Here is a 22,213-nt window from a genome sequence, read left to right as displayed (position 1 = left end):
CTTGGGTTTTTTTCTTCAAATGAGTGCGCTGGGGCTGAATCCTTTCATCCTTCAGCCAGCTCAGGCCGGTCGCGAAACTGCTCCAGTGCCTGCGGGTTAGCCAGGGCGTCGGTGTTTTTCACTGGCTCGCCGTGCACCACATTGCGCACCGCCAGCTCGACGATCTTGCCGCTGATGGTGCGCGGGATATCGGTGACAGCCAGGATCTTCGCCGGCACATGGCGCGGCGTGGTGTTGACGCGGATCACCTGGCGAATCTGCTGCTCCAGGGCATCATCCAGTCTGATGCCGTCATTGAGCCGCACAAACAGCACCACCCGCACATCGTCTTGCCAGCGTTGGCCGATGGCCAGGCTTTCCAGTACCTGAGGGACTTTTTCCACCTGCCGATAAATCTCCGCGGTGCCAATGCGCACGCCGCCGGGGTTGAGTACCGCGTCGGAACGCCCGTGAATCAACAGGCTGCCATTGGGCCGTTGTTCGGCGTAGTCGCCCTGGGCCCACACACCCGGAAACAGGCTGAAATACGAGGCGCGCAGCTTCTTCTGGTCCGGGTCATTCCACAAACCGATGGGCATGGCCGGAAAGTGCCGGGTACACACCAGCTCGCCTTTTTCCCCGATCAATGGCTGGCCGTCGTCGTTCCATACTTCGATGGCCATGGCCAGGCTCTTGCACTGCATTTCGCCACGCCGCACCGGCAGCACCGGGTTGCCGATCACAAAGCAGGAGACGATATCGGTGCCGCCCGACATGGAGGACAGGCACAGCTCACCCTTGATCTCGCGGTACACGTAATCGTAACTCTGCGGCGACAGCGGCGAGCCGGTGGAAATCAGGCCCTTGAGGCTACTGAGATCATGGCTCAGGCGCGGTTGAAGCCCGGCTTTTTCAAGGGTGGCGAGGAACTTGGGGCTGGTGCCGAACACGCTGATTTTTTCGGCGTCGATCAGGTCGATCAGGCGCTCTGGCCCGGGATGGAACGGCGAGCCGTCATACAGCACCGCCGTGGCGCCCAGGGCCAGCACCGAGACCAGCCAGTTCCACATCATCCAGCCGCAGGTGGTGTAGTAAAACAGGCAGTCATCCCGAGACAAATCGGCGTGCAGGCCGTGTTCCTTGAGGTGAGTGAGCAGCACGCCTCCGGTGCCGTGGATGATGCATTTGGGCACGCCGGTGGTGCCGCTGGAATAGAGGATGTACAGCGGGTGATCGAACGGCACCGCAAGGAACTCGGGTTCGCCGCCGGGTTGGTAAAAGTCGTTCCACAGCGCGACGCGTGCCTGGGTTTGATAATCCTCAACGCGTGCTCGAGGCCGCGCATAGGGCACGATGATCAGCTGTTCAAGGGATGGCAGGCGCTCGAGGATTTCATTGAGTTTGGTGCTTTGGTCGATTTCCTTGCCGGCGTAGCGGTAACCGGCGCAGGTGATCAGCACCTTGGGCTCGATCTGGCCGAAACGGTCAATTACGCCCTGGGTGCCGAAGTCCGGCGAGGAACATGACCAGATTGCGCCGAGGCTGGTGGTGGCAAGCATGCCGACCAGGGTTTGCCAGGTGTTGGGCATGCACGCAGCGACGCGGTCACCCTGGGTGACGCCCGCAGCGCGCAGGCTTTGTTGGAGGCCGGCAACGTGGGCGGCCAGTTCGGCGTAAGTCAGTGTTTCACGCTGGCCGTCTTCGCTGACGGCGACCACGGCGGGATGATCGTCGCGACGGCGCAGCAGGTGTTCGGCGAAATTCAGCGTCGCGCCGGGAAACCATTGCGCGGTTGGCATCTGGCTGTCTTCGATCAGCGCAGCGGTGGGCGGGTTGCGAAATTGCACGTCGAAGAAGTCGACGATTGCCCGCCAGAAGTCCGGACGCTGGTCGATGCTCCACTGGTGCAGGGCGGGGTAGTCGGCGAGCTGCACACTGTAGCGCTCGTTGATGTGGCGGCGGAACTGGTCCATGCGCGTGTTGGCAATGCGTTCCAGGGAGGGTTGCCAGAGAATGTCGGACATAAAGCTGCCTCTTGTTCTTGAGCCTACACAAATCAAAACTGTGGGAGCTGGCTTGCCTGCGATGGCGGTGGGCCAGTTCACAATTCAATCACTGACACACCGCTATCGCAGGCAAGCCAGCTCCCACATTCGATCTTTGGTGTTTGATCTATTGGGCCAACCAGCCGCCATCAATATTCCACGCCGCACCGCGCACCTGGGCGCCTGCTTCACTGCACAAAAACAGCACGAGCTCACCCAACTGCGGCGGCGTTACAAATTCCAGCGACGGCTGCTTCTCCGCCAGCAAATCATGCTGCGCCTGCTGCGGGTCAACGCCCTTGGCCACGCGGTCATCAATCTGCTTTTGCACCAGCGGCGTCAGCACCCAGCCCGGGCAGATGGCGTTGCAGGTCACGTTGGTGGTGGCGGTTTCCAGGCCCACCACCTTGGTCAAACCGATCACGCCGTGTTTTGCCGCCACATAGGCGGCCTTGCCCACTGAGCCCACCTGGCCATGCACCGAGGCGATATTCACAATCCGCCCCCAACCCTTGGCTTTCATGCCCGGCAAGCTCAGGCGCGTGCTGTGGAACACCGACGACAGGTTGATCGCGATGATCGAATCCCAACGCTCGGCCGGGAAGTCCTCCACCGCCGCCACATGCTGGATGCCGGCGTTGTTGACCAGAATATCCACGCCACCGAACTCACGCTCGGCATAGGCGAGCATGTCAGCAATCTGCGCCGGGTCGCTGACGTCCGCCGGGTGATGGCCGACCTTGCCGCCCAATGCCTGCACCTGGGCGACCACCGCGCTGGCGTCGCCGAAGCCGTTGAGAATCAGGTTCGCCCCGGCCTTTGCCAGGCTCAGCGCGATGCCCAAACCGATGCCGCTGGTGGAGCCGGTAACCAGGGCGGTCTTGCCGTTCAATGTCGTCATGAAAACCTCACACAATGCCGGTGGCATAGAAAGTACCAATCACCACGAACACCGCAAGGGTCTTGATGATCGTGATGCCGAAAATGTCCTTGTAGGCTTCGCGGTGGGTCAGCCCGGTGACCGCCAGCAGCGTGATCACCGCGCCGTTGTGGGGCAGGGTGTCCATGCCGCCGCTGGCCATGGCCGCGACCCGGTGCAGCACTTCAAGGGGGATATTGGCCGCATGGGCCGCTGAAATAAAGCTCTCGGACATCGCCGCCAGGGCGATGCTCATGCCGCCCGACGCGGAACCGGTGATACCGGCCAGCAGGGTCACGGTAATCGCTTCGTTGACCAGCGGGTTGGGGATGCCCTTGAGCCAGTCCGCGAGCACCAGAAAGCCCGGCAACGAGGCGATCACTGCACCAAAACCGTATTCCGACGCCGTATTCATCGCCGCCAGCAACGCACCGCTGACGGCACTTTTACTGCCCTCGGCAAGCTTGCTTTTAATCGCCGACCAGCCAAACACCAGCACCATGACGATGCCCACCAGCAGCGCCGCCTGCACCGCCCAGATCGCCGTCAGCTTGGCTATTTCAGTGGTCACCGGCGTGCTCATGCCCGGCAAGGCCAGGCTGTGGGTCTTGCCGTACCACTGCGGGATCCAGTGGGTGAACAGCAAGTTCATCACGCCCACCAGAATCAGCGGCGACAGCGCGACCCACGGGTTGGGCAACGCCAGGTTGTCTGCAGTTTCCGGCTCGTTACGCAGTTCGGTGCCATAGCCTTCCCCGGCGCGCTGAGCCTTGTTGCGTTGGCGCGCCAGGTAGAGCATGCCGGTGCAGAACACGAAAATCGTGCCGATCAAACCCAGCCACGGCGCGGCCCAGGCGGTGGTGTTGAAGAAGGTGCTGGGGATGATGTTCTGGATCTGTGGGGTGCCGGGCAGGGCGTCCATGGTGAACGAAAACGCGCCGAGGGCGATGGTCGCCGGGATCAGGCGTTTGGGGATGTTGCTCTGGCGGAACATCTCGGCGGCAAACGGGTACACCGCAAACACCACCACAAACAGCGACACACCGCCGTAGGTGAGCAAGGCGCAGACCAGCACAATCACCAGCATGGCCTGGCGCGTGCCGAGCAAGCGGATGGCGGCGGCGACAATGGAGCGCGAAAAGCCCGACAACTCGATCAGCTTGCCGAACACGGCGCCGAGCAGGAACACCGGGAAATACAGTTTGATAAAACCGACCATTTTCTCCATGAACACCCCGGTGAAGGCAGGCGCGACGGCGGACGGGTCGGTGAGCAGCACCGCGCCGAGGGCGGCGATGGGGGCAAACAGGATAACGCTGTAGCCACGGTAGGCAGCGAGCATCAGCAGCGCGAGGGCTGCCAAGGCGATGATCACACTCATGGTGTGTCTCCAAATCGGATTGTTATTGTTGTGGGGGGTGGTGCTTTGGAGAGGGGCTATAGCGAGATGTGTGCCAAGATGTTAACTAGTTGAAATATAAAGAAAATAATTAAATATTAGTCCAGGGCTCTGATGTTTATCTCTGATTTGAGACAAATGAAGATCCACTGTGGGAGCTGGCTTGCCTGCGATATCGGTGTATCAGTCACAGATGAGTCAGCCAATGCATAGCTATCGCAGGCAAGCCAGCTCCCACAGTAGAGTGTCTTTATAGTGGGATACTTGTCTCTTTATTGAGACTGGATGATGCCCAAGGCCGCCATCTTCTTGTACAGCGTCGACCGCCCAAGCCCCAGCCGCTTGGCCGCCTCGACCACATCACCCTCACACGCTGCCAACGCCGCCCCAATCACCTGCCGATCAAACCGCTCGCGCGCCGCGCTGAAGCTTTCGCCTTCCACCGGGGCCACAGCGGTACGCTCCACCGGCGTAAAGGTGCCAATCGCCGCACGAATTTCCTGCGCATCCAGCACCAGCCCATCACTCAACAACGCCGCCCGCTCCAGCACATTGCGCAGCTCCCTGATATTCCCCGGCCACGCATGCTGCGCCAACAACGCCAATGCCTCGCGGTCCAGTTCATGCTGGCTGCGCAACTCCTCAAGAATCGCCTCGCTCAACGCCGGAATATCTTCCAGCCGATCCCGCAACGGCGGCACCTGGATCGGCAGCACATTCAACCGGTAGTACAAGTCCGCACGGAACTCACCACGTTTGATCGCCGCTTCCAGGTCCATCGACGTGGCGGCAATCACGCGCACATCGCTGTGGAGCATTTCGTTGGAACCTACGGGTTCGAATTCCTTTTCCTGCAACACCCGCAGCAATTTGCTTTGCAACGGCAGCGGCATGTCGCCGATTTCATCCAGAAACAGCGTGCCACCCTGGGCAATCTGGAACTTGCCGGGCCGACCCTTGCGGTCGGCGCCGGTAAACGCGCCGGGCGCGGTGCCGAAAAACTCGGCTTCCAGCAAGTCATGGGGAATGGCGGCGCTGTTGATGCTGACAAAAGCCTTGTGCGCTCGCGGCGATGCGCCATGAATCGCCTGGGCAAGCAATTCCTTGCCGGTGCCGGTTTCCCCCAGCAGCAGCACCGGCGACTCGGCACTCGCACTGCGCCGCGCGCGACGTTTGACTTCCAGGCTGGCGGCGCTGGTGCCGATAAAGTGCGCAAAGTTGTATTTGCTCTGCCGCGAACGCAGCAGCGAGCGGGTGGACGCCAGTTCCTGCTGCAGGCTCAGGTAGCGCTCGATCAGCGGCGACAAATTGCGCAGCTCATCAAACAGCGCAAACCCGATCGCGCCGATCACCCCGCCAGCGTCATCGTGGATCGGCAAACGCATCACCACCAGCGGGCCTTTGGGCGTGTCCTGAATATCCAGCAAGATCGGCTGGTCATTGCGCACCACCTGGCGCAACAGGCTATTGGAGATCACCTGCTCGCAAGGCTGGCCGATGGCCTCGTCGGCGCTTTTCAAGCCAAAGCGTCTGGCATAACGCTCGTTCATCCACACGATGTTGGCGTCACGGTCGACAATCACCGTGCCTTCGCTGGACTGCTCGATGATCTCGAACAGCGACTGGATGGCCAGCCCGCGCACCTGTTGGTAATCCTTGAGGTTTTCGCTGATGTTCATATTTATGCCGTCAACACAAATTGGGGGTAGGGCGCGATCCTGTGGGAGCGGGCTTGCTCGCGAAAGCGGTGCATCAGTGCCGGATATATTGGCTGACACGCCGCCTTCGCGAGCAAGCCCGCTCCCACAGTGGGGCGCGTTTACAGGGGAATGTGTGCGGCGGCCAACAGCTCTTTGGTGTACGGATGCTGCGGTGCGTCAAACACCTCATGGCTCGCGCCGCGCTCCACCACCTTGCCGTCCTTGATTACGATCATATCGTGGGCCATGGCCCGTACCACGGCCAGGTCATGGCTGATAAACAGATAGGTCAGGCCATACTTTTCCTGAAGTTCGCGCAACAGTGCCACCACTTGTTTCTGCACCGTGCGGTCGAGGGCGGAGGTCGGCTCATCCAGCAGCATCAGCGCCGGTTTCAGCACCAGCGCACGGGCAATGGCGATGCGTTGGCGCTGGCCACCGGAAAACTCGTGGGGGTAACGGTGGCGGCTGACGGGGTCGAGGCCCACGTCCTTGAGTACCTGCACCACCTGGGCATCGCGGTCGGCCAGGCTGCACGGCGCATGCACTTCCAGGCCTTCGCTGATGATCTGCTCCACAGTCATGCGCGGGCTGAGGCTGCCGAACGGGTCCTGGAACACCACCTGCATCTGCTTGCGCCACGGGCGCATTTGCTGGTTGTTCAGTGGGTCAAGGGCCTCGCCCTGAAAGCGGATGCTGCCCGTGGAATCGAGCAAACGCAGGATCGCCTGGCCCAGGGTTGATTTGCCCGAGCCGGACTCGCCGACAATCCCCAGGGTTTTGCCGCGCTGCACGCTGAGGCTGATGCCGTCCACGGCGCGCAGGTAGGTCTTGCGCCGAAACAGCCCGCTTGAAAGGGGGAATTGCACCGTCAAGTCATCGACCTGCAATACCGTTTCGCGCGGGTCGCTGCACAACACATCGCCCGAAGGCTCGGCGTCCAGCAGCAATCGGCTATAGGGATGTTGCGGCGTTTGGAACAGCGTCTCGCACTGCGCCTGTTCGACAATCTCCCCGGCGCGCATCACGCACACCCGCTGGGCAATGCTGCGCACCAGGTTCAGGTCATGGCTGATCAGCAGTAGCGACATGCCCAAGCGTTGCTGCAAAGACTTGAGCAGCAGCAGGATCTTGCGCTGCACGGTCACGTCCAGCGCGGTGGTGGGTTCGTCGGCTATCAGCAACTCAGGCTCGCACGCCAGAGCCATGGCAATCATCACCCGCTGGCGCTGGCCGCCAGACAATTGATGCGGATACGCCTTGAGGCGCTCCCGGGGTTTCTGAATGCCCACCAGTTCGAGCAATTCGAGGATACGGACTTGCGCCGCCTTGCCGCCCAGGCCCTTGTGCACCAGCAGGGTTTCGCCGATCTGTTTTTCGATGCTGTGCAGCGGGTTGAGCGAGGTCATCGGCTCCTGGAAGATCATCGCAATGCGGTTACCGCGCAGTTTCTGCAGGGTGGCGGTGGAGGCACCGACCAGTTCCTGGCCGCGATAGCGGATCGAGCCCTTGGTTTCAGTCCCGGCCTCCGGCAGCAATTGCAGGATCGAATGGGCCGTCACTGACTTGCCCGAGCCCGACTCACCGACCAGCGCCAGGCATTCGCCGGGGCGCACATCCAGGCACAGGTCTCGCACGACGGTCTGGCCGTTGAAGGCGACGCTGAGGTCGCGGATTTCGATCAGGTTCATATCCAGTTACTCATGAACGTGGGTCGAAGGCATCACGCAATGCCTCGCCGATAAAGACCAGCAGCGACAGGATCAGCGCCAGGGTGAAAAACGCCGTCAGGCCCAGCCACGGCGCCTGCAGGTTCTGCTTGCCCTGGGCGATCAATTCGCCCAATGACGCGCTGCCCGCGGGCATGCCAAAACCGAGGAAATCCAGGGCGCTGAGGGTGGAGATCGCCCCGGTCAAAATAAACGGCAGGTAGCTCAGGGTGGCAGTCATGGCATTCGGCAGGATATGCCGGCGAATGATCTTCCCGTCGCCCAAGCCCAGGGCCCGCGCGGCCTTGACGTATTCCAGGTTGCGCCCGCGCAGGAATTCGGCGCGCACCACGTCCACCAGGGCGAGCCAGGAAAACAGCGCCATGATGCCCAGCAGCCACCAGAAGTTCGGCTCGACAAAGCCCGACAAAATGATCAGCAAATACAGCACCGGCAGCCCCGACCACACCTCCAGAATACGCTGGCCAAGCAAATCGACCCAGCCGCCGTAATAACCCTGCAATGCACCGGCGGCAATGCCGATGGCCGCACTGATCGCCGTGAGGGCCAGCGCAAACAGAATGGACACTCGCGCGCCAAAGATCACCCGCGCCAACACATCCCGCGACTGGTCATCAGTGCCCAGCCAGTTTACCGACGAAGGCGGGCTGGGGGCAGGGCGGCTCAGTTCGTAATTGGGTGTGTCGTCGCTGAAGGGTATCGGCGGAAATAGCATCCAGCCGCCGTCGCTCTTGATCAGCTTTTGCACGTAGTCACTGCGGTAGTCGGCCTGGAACGGCAGTTGCCCGCCAAACTCCTGCTCGGTGTAGCGCTTGAACACCGGGAAATACAGCTCGTTCTTGAAACTCAGCACCAGGGGTTTGTCATTGGCGATCAACTCGCCGCCCAGGGTCAGGATAAACAGGCCGATAAACAACCACAGCGACCACCAACCACGACGGTTTTTCTTGAAACGTTCGAAACGCCTGCGGGCGACCGGAGACAGATTAAGCATCAGGCGTTCCTCGCGGCGAAGTCGATACGCGGGTCCACCAGGGTGTAGCAGAGGTCACCGATGAGTTTTATCAAGAGCCCGAACAACGTGAAGATAAACAGCGAACCGAACACCACCGGGTAATCCCGCGACACCGCCGCTTCGTAGCTCATACGGCCGAGGCCATCGAGGGAAAAGATCACTTCGATCAACAGTGAACCGGCAAAAAACACGCTGATAAACGCCTGGGGAATCCCCGAAATCACCAGCAACATCGCGTTGCGAAACACATGGCCGTACAGCACGCGGCGTTCGCTCAAGCCTTTGGCGCGGGCGGTGACTACGTATTGGCGGGTGATTTCATTGAGGAAAGAGTTTTTGGTAAGGATGGTCAGCGTGGCGAAGCCGCCGATGACCAGCGCGGTGACCGGCAACACAAGGTGCCAGAAATAATCGGCAATCTTGCCCACTGTGCTCAGCTCGTCGAAGTTTTCCGACACCAGCCCGCGCACCGGGAACCAGTTCAGCGAGGTGCCACCGGCGAAGACCACAATCAGGAACATCGCAAACAGAAACGCCGGCATCGCGTAACCGATGACGATGGCCGTGCTGCTCCACACGTCAAAGCTGCTGCCGTGGCGCACGGCCTTGCGAATCCCCAAGGGGATCGACACCAGGTAGGTAATCAGCGTGGCCCACAGGCCGAGGGAAATGGTCACCGGCATCTTTTCCAGGATCAGGTCGATGACCGTCTTGCCGCGAAAGAAGCTGTTACCAAAATCCAGTTTGGCGTAGCTCTTGAGCATCAGCCACAGGCGTTCCGGCGCGGGCTTGTCGAAGCCGTACTGTTTTTCGATGTCCTTGATCAGTTTCGGGTCCAGGCCACGGCTGGCGCGTGAGCCGCTGCTGATGCTTTCGCCGGACGAGCCGCCGACGGCACCGCTGCCAATCCCTTGCAGGTGGGCGATGGCCTGTTCGACCGGGCCACCGGGGGCGGCTTGGACGATCACGAAATTCACCAGCAGGATGATCACCAGCGTCGGGATGATCAGCAGCAGGCGCCGCACAATGTAAGCAAACATCAGCGCGTACTCCCGCGTTTTTTCAGCTCGGCGGCCATTTGTTCATTCGTCAGTGGCGTGGGGCTGATTTCCCACCAGGTTTCCAGGGCTTCGTCGTTCTTGGCCTCGATGGCCGGGCGGCCGAAGCGGTTCCACCACGCGGCGGAGGTGCCGGGTGGGTAGTAGTTGGGAATCCACAGGTAATTCCATTGCAGCACGCGGTCCAGCGCATGCGCGTAGGTGAGCATCTGCGCCTGGGTGTTGGCCTTGACCAGGCCTTTGATCAGCGTGTCGACGGCCGGGTCTTTGAGCACCATGTAGTTGTTGGCGCCCGGGTCGAACGCTGCATCTGAGCCGAAATAGTTGTACAGCTCCATGCCCGGTGAGGTGGTGACCGGGAAGCCGACCACGATCATGTCGTAATCGCGGGTCATCAAGCGGTTTACGTATTGCGACGAGTCGATACGGCGGATATTCAGGGTAATGCCGATCTGCGCCAGGTTGCGTTTGTACGGCAACAGCAGGCGTTCAAGGCCGGCCTGTGCATTGAGGAAAGTGAACTCCAGCGGCTCGCCTTCGGCGTTGACCAGTTTGTCGCCCTGGGGCTTCCAGCCGGCTTCCTCCAGCAGGGCCAGGGCTTGCAACTGTTTGTCGCGGATCATGCCGCTGCCGTCGGTCACTGGCGCCTTGAACACCTGGGTGAACACCTCGTCGGGAACTTGCCCGCGCAGGGGTTCAAGGATCGCCAGTTCTTCCGGGGTCGGCAACTGGCTGGCGGCCAACGGGCTGTTGGAGAAGAAACTCTGCTGGCGGATGTACATATTGCGCATCATCTGCCGGTTGGCCCACTCGAAATCCCACAGCATGGCCAGCGCCTGGCGCACGCGGCGGTCCTTGAACATCGGCTTTTGTACATTGAACACGTAGCCCTGGGCCGGTTGCGGCATCTCCTTGGCCAAGTGGTCGCGTTGCAGGCGGCCGTCATCCAGCGCCGGGCCGTTGTAGCCGATGGAGTAACCCGTGGCGGAAAACTCACGGTTGAAGTCATAGGCACCGCCGCGCAGCACCTGTCGCGCCACTTCGGTATCGCCGAAGTACTCAAGGCTCAGGTGATCGAAGTTGTACAGGCCACGGCTGACGGGCAAGTCTTTGCCCCACCAGTTCGGGTCGCGGGTAAAGGTAATGGTGCTGCCGGAGTCGATCTTGCTGACTTTGTACGGGCCACTGCCGAGCGGGGCTTCGTAGCCGCCGCCATTGGCGAAATCACGGGTTTTCCACCAATGCTCTGGGAACACCGGCAGCGTGGCGATATCCAGCGGCAGGGTGCGGTTTTCGTTGCTGGAAAAGTCAAAGCGCACCTGGCGTTCACCTTCGACTTCGACGTGTTTGACGTCGGCAAACAGGGTGCGAAAGCGCAGGCTGCCCTGGGTCATCAGCAGGTCGAAGCTGTAGCGCACGTCTTCGGCGGTGATGGGCGTGCCGTCTGCAAAACGCGCCTTGGGGTTCAAGTAGAAGCGCAGCGACAGGCCGTCGTCGGCGCGTTCCATCTTTTCCGCCACCAGGCCGTAGACCGTGTATGGCTCGTCGAGAGAGCGCTGGGCCAGTGGGGCATACAGCCAACCGTCGATTTGCGAGACGCCAATGCCTTTGTCGATATACGGAAGCACATGGTCAAAGCGTCCGATCTCGATGGCCGAACGCTTCAGGCTGCCGCCCTTGGGCGCATTGGGGTTGGCGTAGTCAAAATGGCTGAAGCCGGCGGGGTACTTGGCCGGTTCGCCGTAGACCGTAAGGTAGGTCTGCGGGGCTGCGATCACAGCCGAAGCGGCCAGCAGCAGGGCCAGGGCAGAGCTGAACAGTGTTGTGGGAAAAGCCAGTCGCATTTTCAGCCTTGAACGCCGGGTGAGCAGGAATAAGGATTTGTACGCTAACGGCGCAAGCGTCGCCAGTCATCACATGCACAACGGCCCACCAAAAGGCGGGCCGTTGTTTATAGCATCAGCGCGGACTGAATCAGTCCTGGCGGCTGGTGACTTCCAGCAGGTGATAACCGAATTGGGTTTTCACCGGGCCTTGCACGGTGTTGACCGGGGCGCTGAATACGACGGTGTCGAATTCTTTCACCATCTGGCCAGGGCCGAACGAACCCAGGTTGCCGCCGTCGCGGCTGGATGGGCAGCTGGAGTTGGCTTTGGCGATTTCTGCGAAATCAGCGCCGCCTTCGATTTGGGCCTTGAGTTCGTTGCACTTGTCTTCAGTGGAAACGAGGATGTGACGGGCGGTGGCTTTGGCCATGGGGAATAACTCCTTGAATTAAAAAGGGTGAGCCTACCCGATTCAGGTGGTTATTTCCTGGCAAAGTTCCCGCCGATTGCCCGAGCGGCTCAAGAACGGGCCATGGCGCCGCTGCGGGTCAGCCATTCGATAAACAGCGCAAACAGCTCCGCCTGGGAATTGATCGCCAGCTTGGTGTACAAATTCTTGCGGTGCATACGCACCGTTTCCGGTGAGATACCCAGCACCTGGGCGGTGGATTTCACCGAGTGGCCGCGCAGAATCAAGTGAGCAATTTCGCGCTCGCGCACGGTCAGCACGCCGCTGCCAAAGCCCATAAACGCAGCTTCGATCTGCTGATGTGCCTGGGTCTGGGTAAAGGCTTCGTCGCTGATCACCTCTGTCAGCCCGCCCGTGGTGCCAAAGCGACGCAGTAATTCGCGGACCATCGCTTGGGTGGATTTTTGCAGTGCCAATTGCTCGTCGGTGAATTGCCCGGCGCTCAGCCCCTGGAACATGCACAGGGAAATCTTGCTCCGAGGGCACAGATCGACGATGTAGTAGCTCTCCTGGGCGCCGCCGCTGCGCAGGTAGTAGGTTTTGTAGTACTCGCTGTTGAAGAAATCATCCGGGGCTATTTGGGCCAAATGGTAGAAGCCTTCGGCGAGGCCCTTGTCTACCGCCAGGCAAAACGGGTCCAGCAAGTAACCACGGGAAAAATAGCGGTGGATGATTTCGTCCTGATACGCCCGGGGAATGCCTTGCTGATACAGCAAGTGGGGCGCCAGGCCTTGGCGCTCAAGGCTGATCATCATCGATTCGATGGGGGTGAGGGTGCACAGCGCGGCGGCCAGATGCTTTAGAAACGAGGCGTCGTCCACATGAATAAACGCCTGGGCCAACGCGTGGTGCCAGGCTTCGAGCTGCTGCAGGGTAGGCGCGTGGCTGGATGTGCTCATGCTGGCCAGTCTACCCGCAGGCCGGCAGCCAGGCAAAAACGCCGAGACGGGCTCGGCGTCAGGGCTCATCGGCCTTGATACTCGCCGCTTTCACGCAGCTCGGCCGCTGTTTCAAGGATGCAGTGGCGCAGGGTGTCGACGATTTCATCGACTTGCGCGCGCGTAATGATCAGTGGCGGCGACATCACATTCAGATGGCCGATGGGGCGCACCAGCAAGCCTTTCGCCTGAGCGCGCAAATGGATTTTCTCGCCGATATTCACCGCATCCGGCAACAGCGCCTTGCTGCGTTTATCCGCGACGAATTCGATGCAGGCCATCAGACGCTGGCAGCGGATATCGCCCACCAGTGGCAACTCGGCCAGGGTTTGCAGGCGTCTTTCGAGATAGGTGCCGACGTCTTCGACGTGCGCCAGCAGGTTTTCCCGCTCAATGATTTCGATGTTTTTCAGCGCCGCCACACAACTTACCGGGTGGCCGCTGTAGGTGAAACCGTGAGTAAAGCAGCGGCCTTTGCCCGGCTCGCCGATCACCTGCCAGATGCGCTCGGAGAAAATGCACGCGCCCAGCGGCAGGTAACCGGAGGTCAGGCCTTTGGCGGTGGTGATGATGTCGGGCTGCATGCCGAAGACCTCTTCGGAGGCAAAGAACGCGCCCAGGCGCCCGAACGAGGTCACCACTTCGTCGGCGACATACAGCAGGTCATAGCGTTGGCAGATCTCCCACATGCGCCGGTGGTAACCCTTTGGCGGAATGATCACGCCGCCAGAGCCCATGATCGGTTCGGCAAAGAATGCAGCCACGTTATCGGCGCCGAGGGTGAGTACTTTGTCTTCAAACTCGTTCACCAGAAAGTCGAGGAAGTCCGCCTCGCTCATCCCCTCGGGCGCCCGGTAGTAGTTGGGGCAGGAAATGTGGTGGAACAGGTCGCTCATGAAATCGAATTCGGGGGCGCGGTCGGCGGCCTTGTTGCCGATCGACATCGTCAGGAACGTCGAGCCGTGGTACGCACTGAAGCGCGAGATGATGTGCTTCTTGGCCGTTTTGCCACGGCTGTTCTGGTAGAACTGCACCAGCCGGTACGCGGTGTCCACGGCGGTCGAACCGCCGGTGGTGAGGAACACATGATCCAGGTCGCCGGGGGCCAGGCTGGCAAGCTTGGCGCACAGTTCGATAGCGGTGACGTTGGCCATGTCGCAGAACGGATTGGAGTAGGCCAGCTGACGCACCTGGTTGGCGATGGCATCGGCCATTTCTTCACGGCCCAGGCCGATATTCGTACACCACATGCCACCCACCGCGTCGAGGTAGCGGTTGCCGTGGGTGTCGTAGATGTAGGCGCCGTTGCCTACCGCAATATTCAGCGAACCCTGTTCTCGGTGCTCGTCGAACATATGGAAGCCGTGCATGTAGTGAGCTTTGTCGGCGGCGTCGAGCTTGTCGTGGTCGAACTGGGCGAAGAAAGCGGGATTTGGCAGGGTCATGGCGTTTACCTTCAATGGCAGGGATTACTTGCCGGTTTTCACGGCATTCCACGTACGGGTGATCAGGCGCACGGCGGCTTGGGGTTGGCTCTTTTGAGTAAACAAGCGCTGCATCGTCGCCGCGTCCGGGTAGATGGCCGGGTTGTTGCGGATATCGGCGTTAACCAAGGGTTTGGAAGCCAGGTTGCTGTTGGCGTAATGGATGGTGTTGCTGACGCCGGCCATGGTGCTGGGCTGCAGCAAAAACTCGATGAACCTGTGGGCGTTGGCCACATGGGGGGCGTCGGCGGGGATGTAGAAGTTATCGAACCAGATCAACGAGCCTTCCTCTGGAATGAAGTAGTTCAGGTTGACCTTGGCTCCCGCCTCAGTGGCCCGTGCCTGGGAGGTGGCGTAATCCCCCGACCAGGTGGTGGCCAGGCACAAATCACCATTGGCCAGGCCATTGATGAAGCCGCTGGAGTCGAATTTGCGAATATACGGGCGCACGGCCATCAGCACGTCCTGCGCGGCCTTGAGGTCTTTGGGGGCGACGCTGTTGGGGTCCAGCTTGAGGTAGGTGAGGGCCAGGGGAATCATGTCGGTGGGCGAGTCCATAAACGTGATCCCGCAGTCGGCAAATTTCGACACGATTTTTGGGTCGAAGATCATCGCCAGCGAGCCGATCGGTGCATCCGGCATGCGTGCCTTAATCATGTCGACGTTGTAGGTCACCCCGTTGCTGCCCCAGGTGTAGGGCGCCGAGTAGGTGACGCCGGGGTCGTGGGCTTCCAGGCTTTTGAGTACAACGGGGTCGAGGTTTTTCCAGTCGGGCAACTGCGATTTATCCAGGGGCTGGAACACTTTTCCCTTGATCAGCAGTGGCACCAGGGACGCATTCAGCAGCGCCAGGTCATAGCCGGAGCGCCCGGAGAGCAGTTTTCCCTGCACGGTTTCGTAGGAATCGTAAGTGTCGTAGACCACCTTGATACCCGTGGCTTTCTCGAAGTCGGCCAGGGTGGTGTCGCCGATGTAATCCGCCCAATTGTAGATGCGTAACGTATTGCCTGGATCGTCGGCAGCCTGGCTCAAGGAGGCTGCCGCCAGCAGTGCGGCGCTGAACAGGGAGATAAGGGTTTTACGCATGGGGACCCACCTTTCTTGTGCTTGTTATCAGGCTGAGCGGCTGATTGCACTGTCAGGCAGGTAGAGCAGGGGCGCCATACCCCGTTCGGGTAGGGTTCAGTTCAGTACGATGTAGTCATTCTGCTGGACGATGGACCGGTGTGGCCCCTGTACCAGGTGGATATAGCGGCCATCCACCAGGTCGATGGGCAGGCAATCGTCGATATCCATCACGCCATCGGTGTGGGGTTGGGACCAGTTGCGCAGCATCTGTTGTTTACCTTTTTGAGTCGCTTCCCTCTTGTTACGGGCCACCACCAGCAGGTAGTGATGCGCCTCGCCAAAAGCGTTGGCTTCATAGCCGCCGAGGTTGATGAAGTACAAGCGCTGCGCGTCTGCGTGGGGCGCCAGATGGCTGAGTTCGACTTTCCAGCCGTCGAGGCCATCGACCATCATCCACGAATCGATGTGCACGCCCTTGGGGCTGCCGAACCAGCCGTCGCGCAATTGCGCATAAGTGCCTTGCAGCGTATCGGCCACCGCAAACACGACATCGTGAACTTCAATTCTGGCCCGTGGGTGCTTGCCCCCGAGCATGACGACAAACAGCATTGCAGGTTCTTCCTGGCGAGTTGGCAAAGCCTAACCATACTTCGATTGAACCCTTTTGTCCGGTCAGTGCCACACTGTTAATCCGCGAACTCATCAGGAGGTTGTCATGCGTACCATCGATCTGGCCGGCGTTCCCGTCCCCGTTATCGGCCAGGGGACCTGGCGCATGGGCGAAAACCCGGACCAGCGCCGCGCCGAAGTCGCCGCGTTGCAACTGGGCATCGACGAAGGCATGACCTTGATCGATACCGCCGAAATGTACGGTGAAGGCGGCGCCGAAGAAATCGTCGGTGAAGCCATTCGCGGCAAGCGCGACCAGGTGTTCCTCGTCAGCAAGGTGTATCCGCACAATGCCAGCCACAAAGGTGTGCCGCGCGCTTGTGAAGCCAGCCTCCAGCGCCTGGGCACGGACTACATTGACCTGTACTTGCTGCACTGGCGTGGCCAGTACCCTCTGGAAGAAACCGTCGAAGCCTTCGAGCGTCTGCGTGAAGCCGGCAAGATCGGCCGTTGGGGTGTCTCCAATTTTGACGTCGCAGACCTGCAGGAACTCGCATCCCCGGCTTGCGCCACTAACCAGGTGCTCTACAACATCGAGGAGCGTGGTATTGAATTTGACCTGCTACCCTGGTGGCAACAGCACCATTTACCGTTGATGGCGTATTGCCCGATCGCCCAAGGCGGTGAGCTGTTGTCCAGCCCCACGCTCAAACAAATCGCCCGTCGCCATGACGTCACACCCGCACAGGTCTCCCTTGCCTGGGTTCTACGTCAGGACGGCGTGATTGCTATCCCCAAGGCCGTTACGCCCGAACACGTGCGGCTCAATGCCCGCGCCGTGAACGTGCCACTCGATGAGCACGATCTGGACGCAATCGACCGCGTATTCGGCGCGCCCAAACGCAAGCACCCGCTGTCGATGGTGTAGCCAGCCCGAAGGAACGGCGCCTTCCCTGGCCACCGTTCCTTTTTCCGTCGAGGTTAACCGGCTACCGGGCTACGCCAGTCGTCCGAACCGGAAGTGCCAGCCACTTCGTGGGTCCAGATAATCTTGCGGTAGGTGAAATACACATCCTCCAAGTGAGTGAAGTGCGCGTTGTCGGGGTCCTGACAGTTAGGCATGCGCGACTGAATGTCCACGATGGTCGCACCTTCCAGTTCAATGGTGAAGTAGTGCTCCTGGGTGCCGGCGGAGGAGGTGCGCAGCCATTCCAGTCGGCAGGACACTTCTTCACCGGAGGTGAGTGCGCTGAATAGCAAGGGCGAGGATTTGTCGAATACCTTGCTGATCATCAGCGGTTTATGCACCCGTTGGCCGGTTGGCTGGCCCGATTGTGGATCGCGCGGAATGATCACCTGATGGGCAAATGCCTGCACCAGGATCTGATCCTCATGACCTTCCTGATAAATGTTGCCTACCGAGTCCTGTGTGAATGTGCCTGCCGTGATCAGACCCTGTTTGACGCCGGTGATCGAGAGGTACGCGGGTGTTGGCATGAGTGGTTTCCTTGCCTGATTAAGTAGGTAGTCCGAACGACCAATGTGCCGTCCGGGCAATTGCCTATAACAAGAAGCGTGCCTGAAATGGCGAGGCCCAATGGAATAAGGGGTGGCGAGTTGTATGGGGGTGGGCTGTTTATAAAGTTCAGATGATTTAAAGGGTGTTTTATTGTTTTAAGTTGCGCGGGCGTGCGCAGAAGGTTGCTCATGTGTATTTTTATATGGGGCTATTGGTGTGTGTGGGTAAGAAAGGTTGATTGTATAAAATTAAGTGTGCAAGTTGCTGCGCACGCCTGAAATTACTGGGGTTGTAGGAAATTACTTAAGTGCGAAACGGGCGCTTGCTGATTGTTTTTCGAGTGGCTAAGGTTCGTTGGCTTGGTCTGGTGCTGAGCAGCGTTTAAATAGCGATCTAATGTATGTACTAAATAAATTTAGATTGTTTGTTTGCCTTGAAAAGCTATGTACGGTCCCGAATGAGTTATTCAGAAAAGCTCTACGCTTATTACTTTGAACTGGCACGGCTGCCCTGCACGTCGGGGGAGTTTGCTGGCTGTGATATGCGATTTTCGAGCGAATACGAAGCGTTGGAGTCCGAGCTGGGAAAGGCACAATCAATTCATGGCGCGAGCCTGCCGGACTGGAAAAACGTCAGTGAAATGGGCGAGCGCCTGCTGCGTGATCACTCCAAGGATCTGCGGGTGCCGGCCTCAATAAGGCCGACGCACCGGTGGGCGTGTTTCTGCTGGTGGGCCCCAGTGGGGTAGGTAAAACAGAAACAGCCCTGGCCCTGGCGGAGCTTTTGTATGGCGGTGAGCGGTTTATCACCACGATCAACATGTCGGAGTACCAGGAAAAACATGCCCTGTCGCGATTGATCGGCGCTCCGCCGGGTTACGTCGGTTATGGCGAGGGCGGAATTCTGACGGAAGCCGTGCGTCAGCGCCCCTATTCAGTGGTGCTGCTTGATGAGGTGGAGAAAGCCGATCCGGAGGTGTTGAACCTGTTTTACCAAATCTTCGACAAGGGGCGCGCGAATGATGGCGAAGGTCGTGAGATTGACTTTCGCAACACGCTGCTCCTGATGACTTCCAACCTGGGCAGCGATTGCATCAACGGGCTGTGTTCAGATGGCTTGAGACCTGCGGCCCAGGTGCTGCAAGACGCCATTCACCCTGAGCTGCGCGCTCATTTCAAACCTGCATTGTTGGCCCGCATGCGTGTAGTGCCTTATTACCCGATTGCGGGGCCAGTGCTGCACGACGTGACGGCGCTCAAGCTGGAAAACCTGGGTGCCCGGCTACGCCTGAGAAAACTGGCGTTCACTTACTCGTCTGAACTGGTTGCGCACATGGCCGAGCGTTGCGCACACAGTGACAGCGGGGCGAGGTATATCGATCAGTGGATCGAGCGGCATTTGTTGCCACAGATGGTGGACCGCCTTCTCGACGCGATGGCGGCGGGCGAGTCACTGTCGCGGGTCCAGGCAAGTCTGGATGGCAATGACCAACCGATCTGCGGGTTCAGCTAATGACCGATCAATTGTTTGGCCATTTGCCTGAACCGCTGGTTTACGCCGATGCATTGCTCAATTGCTTCACGCGCTTGAGCCTTGAATGTGATGCGACGACCTTGTCCGAACTGTGTGTTGCGGGTGCGGCACAACTGACCCGGTGTGAGCTCAGCCAGTTGTACCTGTTTGATGAGGTGACGGGTGAGCTTTGCCTTGTCGCCCAGCACCTGCAAGAGGCGTTGGCACCGATTGGTGAAGTGTCAGGCCAGGCGTTGCCAACCCCGCAATTGCTGCAATACGTATTGACGCAACGCCACTCCCTGAGTCTCGAGGACTTGCCACGCAGCCCTTATGACACCGGTTTTCTGCCCACATGCGGGACGCCTTGGCGCTCGTTAGTGAGTGTGCCGTTGTTTAACCGTCTCAAGGTGATTACGGGTGTTCTTCTGTGTGCCAGTGGCCGACCGATGTCGTTGCAGGGCTATGCAACCTCATTGGGCCATCTGGGCAGTTTTGCGTTGAACCAACTGTTGTTGTTACGGCGTCTGCAGCGCGGCTCGGGTGATACCACGTCGCAGCGCGGCGAGAAGAAGACTGTGGCTTATGGCTTGATCGGCAGCAGTGCTGCAATGGAGCAGACGTGTCACTTGATCGGCAAGGTTTTGCATACCCCGTACACCGTGCTGTTACGCGGCGAAACAGGTACTGGCAAGGAAGTCGTGGCCAGGGCCATTCATGCGGCGGGGCCACGCAAAAGTCAGGCATTTGTCGTGCAGAACTGTGCAGCGTTTCCGGAAGGTCTGCTTGAGAGCGAGCTGTTCGGCTACCGCAAAGGCGCGTTTACCGGCGCTGAACGCAACTATGCGGGGCTGTTCGATGCCGCGCATGGCGGGACGTTGCTGCTGGATGAGATCGGCGATATGCCGTTGTCGTTGCAAGCCAAGTTACTACGGGTGCTGCAGGAAGGCGAAGTGCGTCCGTTAGGTGCGAGTGCCGCGCATAAGGTGGACGTGCGCATTATCGCCGCCACTCACCGCGACCTGGGTGCGATGGTGGCGCAGGGTAGTTTTCGCGAAGACCTTTATTACCGACTCGCTCAATTTCCTATCGAGCTACCGGCTTTGCGTGAGCGTGACGGCGACGTTCTGCAACTCGCTCGGCATTTTGCGCAAAAGGCCTGTGAGTCACTTGGCAGGCCGCCGATTGACTGGTCCCACGGTGCGCTTGACCAACTGTCGAGCCATGCCTTTCCCGGCAACGTGCGTGAACTCAAATGCCTGGTGGAGCGGGCGGTGCTGATGTGTGACGAAGACGTGATTCTGCCGGTGCACCTGTCACTGCCAATGCCCGTCGCTGCTGTGGTTGATATCACGTTGCGCCAGCGCCTGGAACGGGTCGAGCGAGTGTTCCTGATTGATTGCTTGCACAAGAACCGCGGTAATCGAACCCGTACTGCGCGTGAGCTGGGAGTGGCACGACGCACGCTGCTCTACCGTCTGGCGCGTTTGAAGATCCCGTTTGACGACGCCAAGGGCGAGCGCTGAATGCGGGCCTTGCATGTTGCCATTACCGCTGTCTGCTTCCGATTTTTCGGGCAGCCACATTACCGAAAGGAGAACCCCGATGCCTGACCGTCCGTGGCAAGCCGTTTTGCTTGTGTTGTGTTTATTGGGTGGTTGCAGCGCCAACTATGTCTTTGATGATGCTGACTACCGCCCACTGGGTGAGTCGCGGCCGATCACGCGTGGCCAGTAGAGGGGGACAGAGCATGAAGCTTGAGCTTGAGGTATGCGGCGCCGAGGACGAGGGCTCCCTGACATCGGTCGGTAAAACGTTTGAGCGTGCAGGCGGGGTGATTGGTCGTGGCGCAGGATGCGATTGGGTCATTCCTGACGGCAGTCGCTTGCTCTCCAGTCACCATGGACTGATCGCTTTCCGTGAGGGGCAGTACTTTTTGACGGATATCAGCAGTAACGGTATCAGCGTTGTGGGCAGCGCCGAGCGTCTGCGTAAAGGGCAGGCGCGTTTAATCGATGATGGTGACGAGTTTCGGTTGGGTTCATTGGTGATACGCGCTCACCTGGTTGGGCTGGCGCGGCCTGATGCCGCGCACGGTTACAGGGCGAATGACTCGATACCCGATGATGCGTTTCTGGCGTTGGACCCCATTCAATTAATGGACAGTGAACGGCGGCACCAAATGGCTTCGCGGGAGTTAGACGCCTTAAGCGAACCCGCCGTTGAGCACGAGCATTGCCTGGACCACCGTGCAGTCGACAGAGAACACGCGGTGTTACCTCGCAGGGCTGAACCTGTTCAGGACGCCCCTTCGCGGGATTGTGCTGCCACGTCGCCGGTCGATGCGGTCTTTTGGACGCAATTTGCAGCTGCCCTGGGTATCCCTCTGCAAGCCTGCGATTCATCCGCTAGAGAGGCGCTGGCAATCAAGGTCGCGCGCCTGCTTCGCCTCGGTGTCGAGGGATTGCAACAAAGCATGCGGACCTGCGAAGAGCTAAAGACGGAGCTCAATCTGCCGCTCTTCGACGCCCGACTCAACAGCCTTAACCCGTTGAAAGATTGTCCCGGTACCGATGCAGCATTAGCGGCGATGCTCGGGGTGGATCGCCTGGGCCAGCTGTCAGCCGAGCAGGCTGTGAGGCAGGTTCAGCGCGACTTGCAAGCCCATCAGGTGGCATTGCTGGCAGCGTGTCGCAGTAGCGTGCGCACCACACGAACGGCCTTTGCGCCTGACCATCTGCTGACGTGTTTTCACTATCAGGAGAAGAAGCCATGGTTTTCAACCGGCGGCGGGCACTGGCGGGCTTATCAACGACATTACCGACGCGTCATCGCGGACAGTGCCTGTAACGATCCCTTGCGCGGTGGAGACTTCGCCAAGGCGTACGAGGAACAGGTTCGTTTGATTTCAACGCTGCACGCCGACTTTTCAGGATGATGTTT

The 22,213-nt window shown here is 59.7% G+C and carries 18 protein-coding genes and 2 pseudogenes; 6 read left to right on the top strand and 14 right to left on the bottom strand.

Annotation, left to right across the window (positions count from 1 at the left end):
- Positions 1-44: 44 nt before the first annotated feature.
- The 13 genes from BFW87_RS27810 to BFW87_RS27750 all read right to left on the bottom strand — a co-directional run bounded on the left by BFW87_RS27810 (position 45) and on the right by BFW87_RS27750 (position 16,239).
- Positions 45-2,003, bottom strand: a complete 1,959-nt coding sequence (locus BFW87_RS27810) for an acetoacetate--CoA ligase (protein ID WP_078742918.1) — start codon at positions 2,001-2,003, stop codon at positions 45-47.
- Between the two features lie 148 nt (positions 2,004-2,151).
- Positions 2,152-2,925 (bottom strand): 3-hydroxybutyrate dehydrogenase, encoded by a 774-nt coding sequence (locus BFW87_RS27805; RefSeq protein ID WP_078742917.1) that lies wholly within the window; start codon positions 2,923-2,925, stop codon positions 2,152-2,154.
- A gap of 7 nt (positions 2,926-2,932) precedes the next feature.
- Positions 2,933-4,324 carry a GntP family permease gene (locus BFW87_RS27800; RefSeq protein WP_078742916.1) on the bottom strand — a complete coding sequence of 464 codons (1,392 nt, stop codon included), beginning with the start codon at positions 4,322-4,324 and terminating at the stop codon, positions 2,933-2,935.
- A gap of 290 nt (positions 4,325-4,614) precedes the next feature.
- Positions 4,615-6,021 (bottom strand): sigma-54 interaction domain-containing protein, encoded by a 1,407-nt coding sequence (locus tag BFW87_RS27795; RefSeq protein ID WP_078742915.1) that lies wholly within the window; start codon positions 6,019-6,021, stop codon positions 4,615-4,617.
- 140 nt (positions 6,022-6,161) lie between these two features.
- Positions 6,162-7,733 carry an ABC transporter ATP-binding protein gene (locus tag BFW87_RS27790; protein WP_078742914.1) on the bottom strand — a complete coding sequence of 524 codons (1,572 nt, stop codon included), beginning with the start codon at positions 7,731-7,733 and terminating at the stop codon, positions 6,162-6,164.
- A 10-nt stretch (positions 7,734-7,743) separates the two neighbouring features.
- Complete coding sequence (locus BFW87_RS27785) at positions 7,744-8,766, bottom strand: ABC transporter permease (protein WP_078742913.1); 1,023 nt, start codon at positions 8,764-8,766, stop codon at positions 7,744-7,746.
- Positions 8,766-9,827, bottom strand: coding sequence for a microcin C ABC transporter permease YejB (locus BFW87_RS27780; protein WP_078742912.1), 1,062 nt, complete (start codon positions 9,825-9,827; stop codon positions 8,766-8,768). Before BFW87_RS27780 ends, BFW87_RS27785 begins: the two co-directional genes overlap by 1 nt.
- Positions 9,827-11,689: an extracellular solute-binding protein gene (locus BFW87_RS27775; RefSeq protein WP_078742911.1), complete on the bottom strand. Its 1,863-nt coding sequence runs from the start codon at positions 11,687-11,689 to the stop codon at positions 9,827-9,829. The genes BFW87_RS27780 and BFW87_RS27775 overlap by 1 nt, the downstream gene beginning before the upstream one ends.
- 130 nt (positions 11,690-11,819) lie before the next feature.
- Positions 11,820-12,101 carry a peptidylprolyl isomerase gene (locus BFW87_RS27770; RefSeq protein ID WP_010210937.1) on the bottom strand — a complete coding sequence of 94 codons (282 nt, stop codon included), beginning with the start codon at positions 12,099-12,101 and terminating at the stop codon, positions 11,820-11,822.
- Between the two features lie 89 nt (positions 12,102-12,190).
- Positions 12,191-13,039 (bottom strand): response regulator transcription factor, encoded by an 849-nt coding sequence (locus tag BFW87_RS27765; RefSeq protein WP_078742910.1) that lies wholly within the window; start codon positions 13,037-13,039, stop codon positions 12,191-12,193.
- Positions 13,040-13,104: 65 nt separating this feature from the next.
- Positions 13,105-14,523 (bottom strand): aminotransferase, encoded by a 1,419-nt coding sequence (locus BFW87_RS27760; RefSeq protein ID WP_078742909.1) that lies wholly within the window; start codon positions 14,521-14,523, stop codon positions 13,105-13,107.
- A 24-nt stretch (positions 14,524-14,547) separates the two neighbouring features.
- On the bottom strand, positions 14,548-15,648 hold the full coding sequence (locus BFW87_RS27755; RefSeq protein WP_078742908.1) for a polyamine ABC transporter substrate-binding protein: 1,101 nt from the start codon (positions 15,646-15,648) through the stop codon (positions 14,548-14,550).
- A 96-nt stretch (positions 15,649-15,744) separates the two neighbouring features.
- The gene (locus BFW87_RS27750; RefSeq protein WP_078742907.1) at positions 15,745-16,239 is read right to left on the bottom strand and encodes a DUF1543 domain-containing protein; all 495 of its coding nucleotides are present in this window, start codon (positions 16,237-16,239) and stop codon (positions 15,745-15,747) included.
- Between the two features lie 106 nt (positions 16,240-16,345).
- Here BFW87_RS27750 and BFW87_RS27745 point away from each other — a divergent pair, with 106 nt between their 5' ends.
- Entirely contained in the window at positions 16,346-17,167 is an 822-nt protein-coding gene (locus BFW87_RS27745) for an aldo/keto reductase (protein ID WP_078742906.1), read from the top strand.
- A 53-nt stretch (positions 17,168-17,220) separates the two neighbouring features.
- On the opposite strand, the gene BFW87_RS27740 is transcribed toward BFW87_RS27745, so the two are convergent.
- Positions 17,221-17,736 carry an Hcp family type VI secretion system effector gene (locus BFW87_RS27740; RefSeq protein ID WP_078742905.1) on the bottom strand — a complete coding sequence of 172 codons (516 nt, stop codon included), beginning with the start codon at positions 17,734-17,736 and terminating at the stop codon, positions 17,221-17,223.
- Between the two features lie 479 nt (positions 17,737-18,215).
- On the opposite strand from BFW87_RS27740, the pseudogene BFW87_RS27735 reads away from it, so the two are divergent.
- The 5 genes and pseudogenes from BFW87_RS27735 to tagH form a co-directional block, all read left to right on the top strand.
- Positions 18,216-18,449, top strand: a pseudogene (locus tag BFW87_RS27735) (type VI secretion system ImpA family N-terminal domain-containing protein); the annotation flags it as partial.
- Positions 18,434-19,270 (top strand): annotated as a pseudogene (locus BFW87_RS27730) (AAA family ATPase); the annotation flags it as partial. The pseudogenes BFW87_RS27735 and BFW87_RS27730, both read left to right, overlap by 16 nt.
- The gene (locus tag BFW87_RS27725; protein WP_078742903.1) at positions 19,270-20,796 is read left to right on the top strand and encodes a sigma-54-dependent Fis family transcriptional regulator; all 1,527 of its coding nucleotides are present in this window, start codon (positions 19,270-19,272) and stop codon (positions 20,794-20,796) included. The pseudogene BFW87_RS27730 and the gene BFW87_RS27725, both read left to right, overlap by 1 nt.
- A gap of 79 nt (positions 20,797-20,875) precedes the next feature.
- Positions 20,876-21,007, top strand: coding sequence for a type VI secretion protein (locus tag BFW87_RS27720; RefSeq protein WP_078742902.1), 132 nt, complete (start codon positions 20,876-20,878; stop codon positions 21,005-21,007).
- Between the two features lie 13 nt (positions 21,008-21,020).
- Positions 21,021-22,208, top strand: coding sequence for a type VI secretion system-associated FHA domain protein TagH (gene tagH, locus BFW87_RS27715; protein WP_078742901.1), 1,188 nt, complete (start codon positions 21,021-21,023; stop codon positions 22,206-22,208).
- Positions 22,209-22,213: the final 5 nt, after the last annotated feature.

It is taken from the genome of Pseudomonas fluorescens, from assembly GCF_002022275.1.
Lineage (GTDB): Bacteria > Pseudomonadota > Gammaproteobacteria > Pseudomonadales > Pseudomonadaceae > Aquipseudomonas > Aquipseudomonas fluorescens_AJ.
This window is presented reverse-complemented; position numbering and strand designations above follow the sequence as displayed.

Excerpts from the sequence above, each read along its gene's own strand:
- BFW87_RS27720 (WP_078742902.1), top strand. The coding sequence starts at position 20,876 with ATGCCTGACCGTCCGTGGCAAGCCGTTTTGCTTGTGTTGTGTTTATTG.
- tagH (WP_078742901.1), top strand. The coding sequence starts at position 21,021 with ATGAAGCTTGAGCTTGAGGTATGCGGCGCCGAGGACGAGGGCTCCCTG.
- BFW87_RS27780 (WP_078742912.1), bottom strand. The coding sequence starts at position 9,827 with ATGTTTGCTTACATTGTGCGGCGCCTGCTGCTGATCATCCCGACGCTG.
- BFW87_RS27770 (WP_010210937.1), bottom strand. The coding sequence starts at position 12,101 with ATGGCCAAAGCCACCGCCCGTCACATCCTCGTTTCCACTGAAGACAAG.
- BFW87_RS27810 (WP_078742918.1), bottom strand. The coding sequence starts at position 2,003 with ATGTCCGACATTCTCTGGCAACCCTCCCTGGAACGCATTGCCAACACG.
- BFW87_RS27775 (WP_078742911.1), bottom strand. The coding sequence starts at position 11,689 with ATGCGACTGGCTTTTCCCACAACACTGTTCAGCTCTGCCCTGGCCCTG.
- BFW87_RS27750 (WP_078742907.1), bottom strand. The coding sequence starts at position 16,239 with ATGCTGTTTGTCGTCATGCTCGGGGGCAAGCACCCACGGGCCAGAATT.
- BFW87_RS27790 (WP_078742914.1), bottom strand. The coding sequence starts at position 7,733 with ATGAACCTGATCGAAATCCGCGACCTCAGCGTCGCCTTCAACGGCCAG.
- BFW87_RS27765 (WP_078742910.1), bottom strand. The coding sequence starts at position 13,039 with ATGAGCACATCCAGCCACGCGCCTACCCTGCAGCAGCTCGAAGCCTGG.
- BFW87_RS27740 (WP_078742905.1), bottom strand. The coding sequence starts at position 17,736 with ATGCCAACACCCGCGTACCTCTCGATCACCGGCGTCAAACAGGGTCTG.
- BFW87_RS27725 (WP_078742903.1), top strand. The coding sequence starts at position 19,270 with ATGACCGATCAATTGTTTGGCCATTTGCCTGAACCGCTGGTTTACGCC.
- BFW87_RS27745 (WP_078742906.1), top strand. The coding sequence starts at position 16,346 with ATGCGTACCATCGATCTGGCCGGCGTTCCCGTCCCCGTTATCGGCCAG.
- BFW87_RS27760 (WP_078742909.1), bottom strand. The coding sequence starts at position 14,523 with ATGACCCTGCCAAATCCCGCTTTCTTCGCCCAGTTCGACCACGACAAG.
- BFW87_RS27755 (WP_078742908.1), bottom strand. The coding sequence starts at position 15,648 with ATGCGTAAAACCCTTATCTCCCTGTTCAGCGCCGCACTGCTGGCGGCA.
- BFW87_RS27800 (WP_078742916.1), bottom strand. The coding sequence starts at position 4,324 with ATGAGTGTGATCATCGCCTTGGCAGCCCTCGCGCTGCTGATGCTCGCT.
- BFW87_RS27795 (WP_078742915.1), bottom strand. The coding sequence starts at position 6,021 with ATGAACATCAGCGAAAACCTCAAGGATTACCAACAGGTGCGCGGGCTG.
- BFW87_RS27805 (WP_078742917.1), bottom strand. The coding sequence starts at position 2,925 with ATGACGACATTGAACGGCAAGACCGCCCTGGTTACCGGCTCCACCAGC.
- BFW87_RS27785 (WP_078742913.1), bottom strand. The coding sequence starts at position 8,766 with ATGCTTAATCTGTCTCCGGTCGCCCGCAGGCGTTTCGAACGTTTCAAG.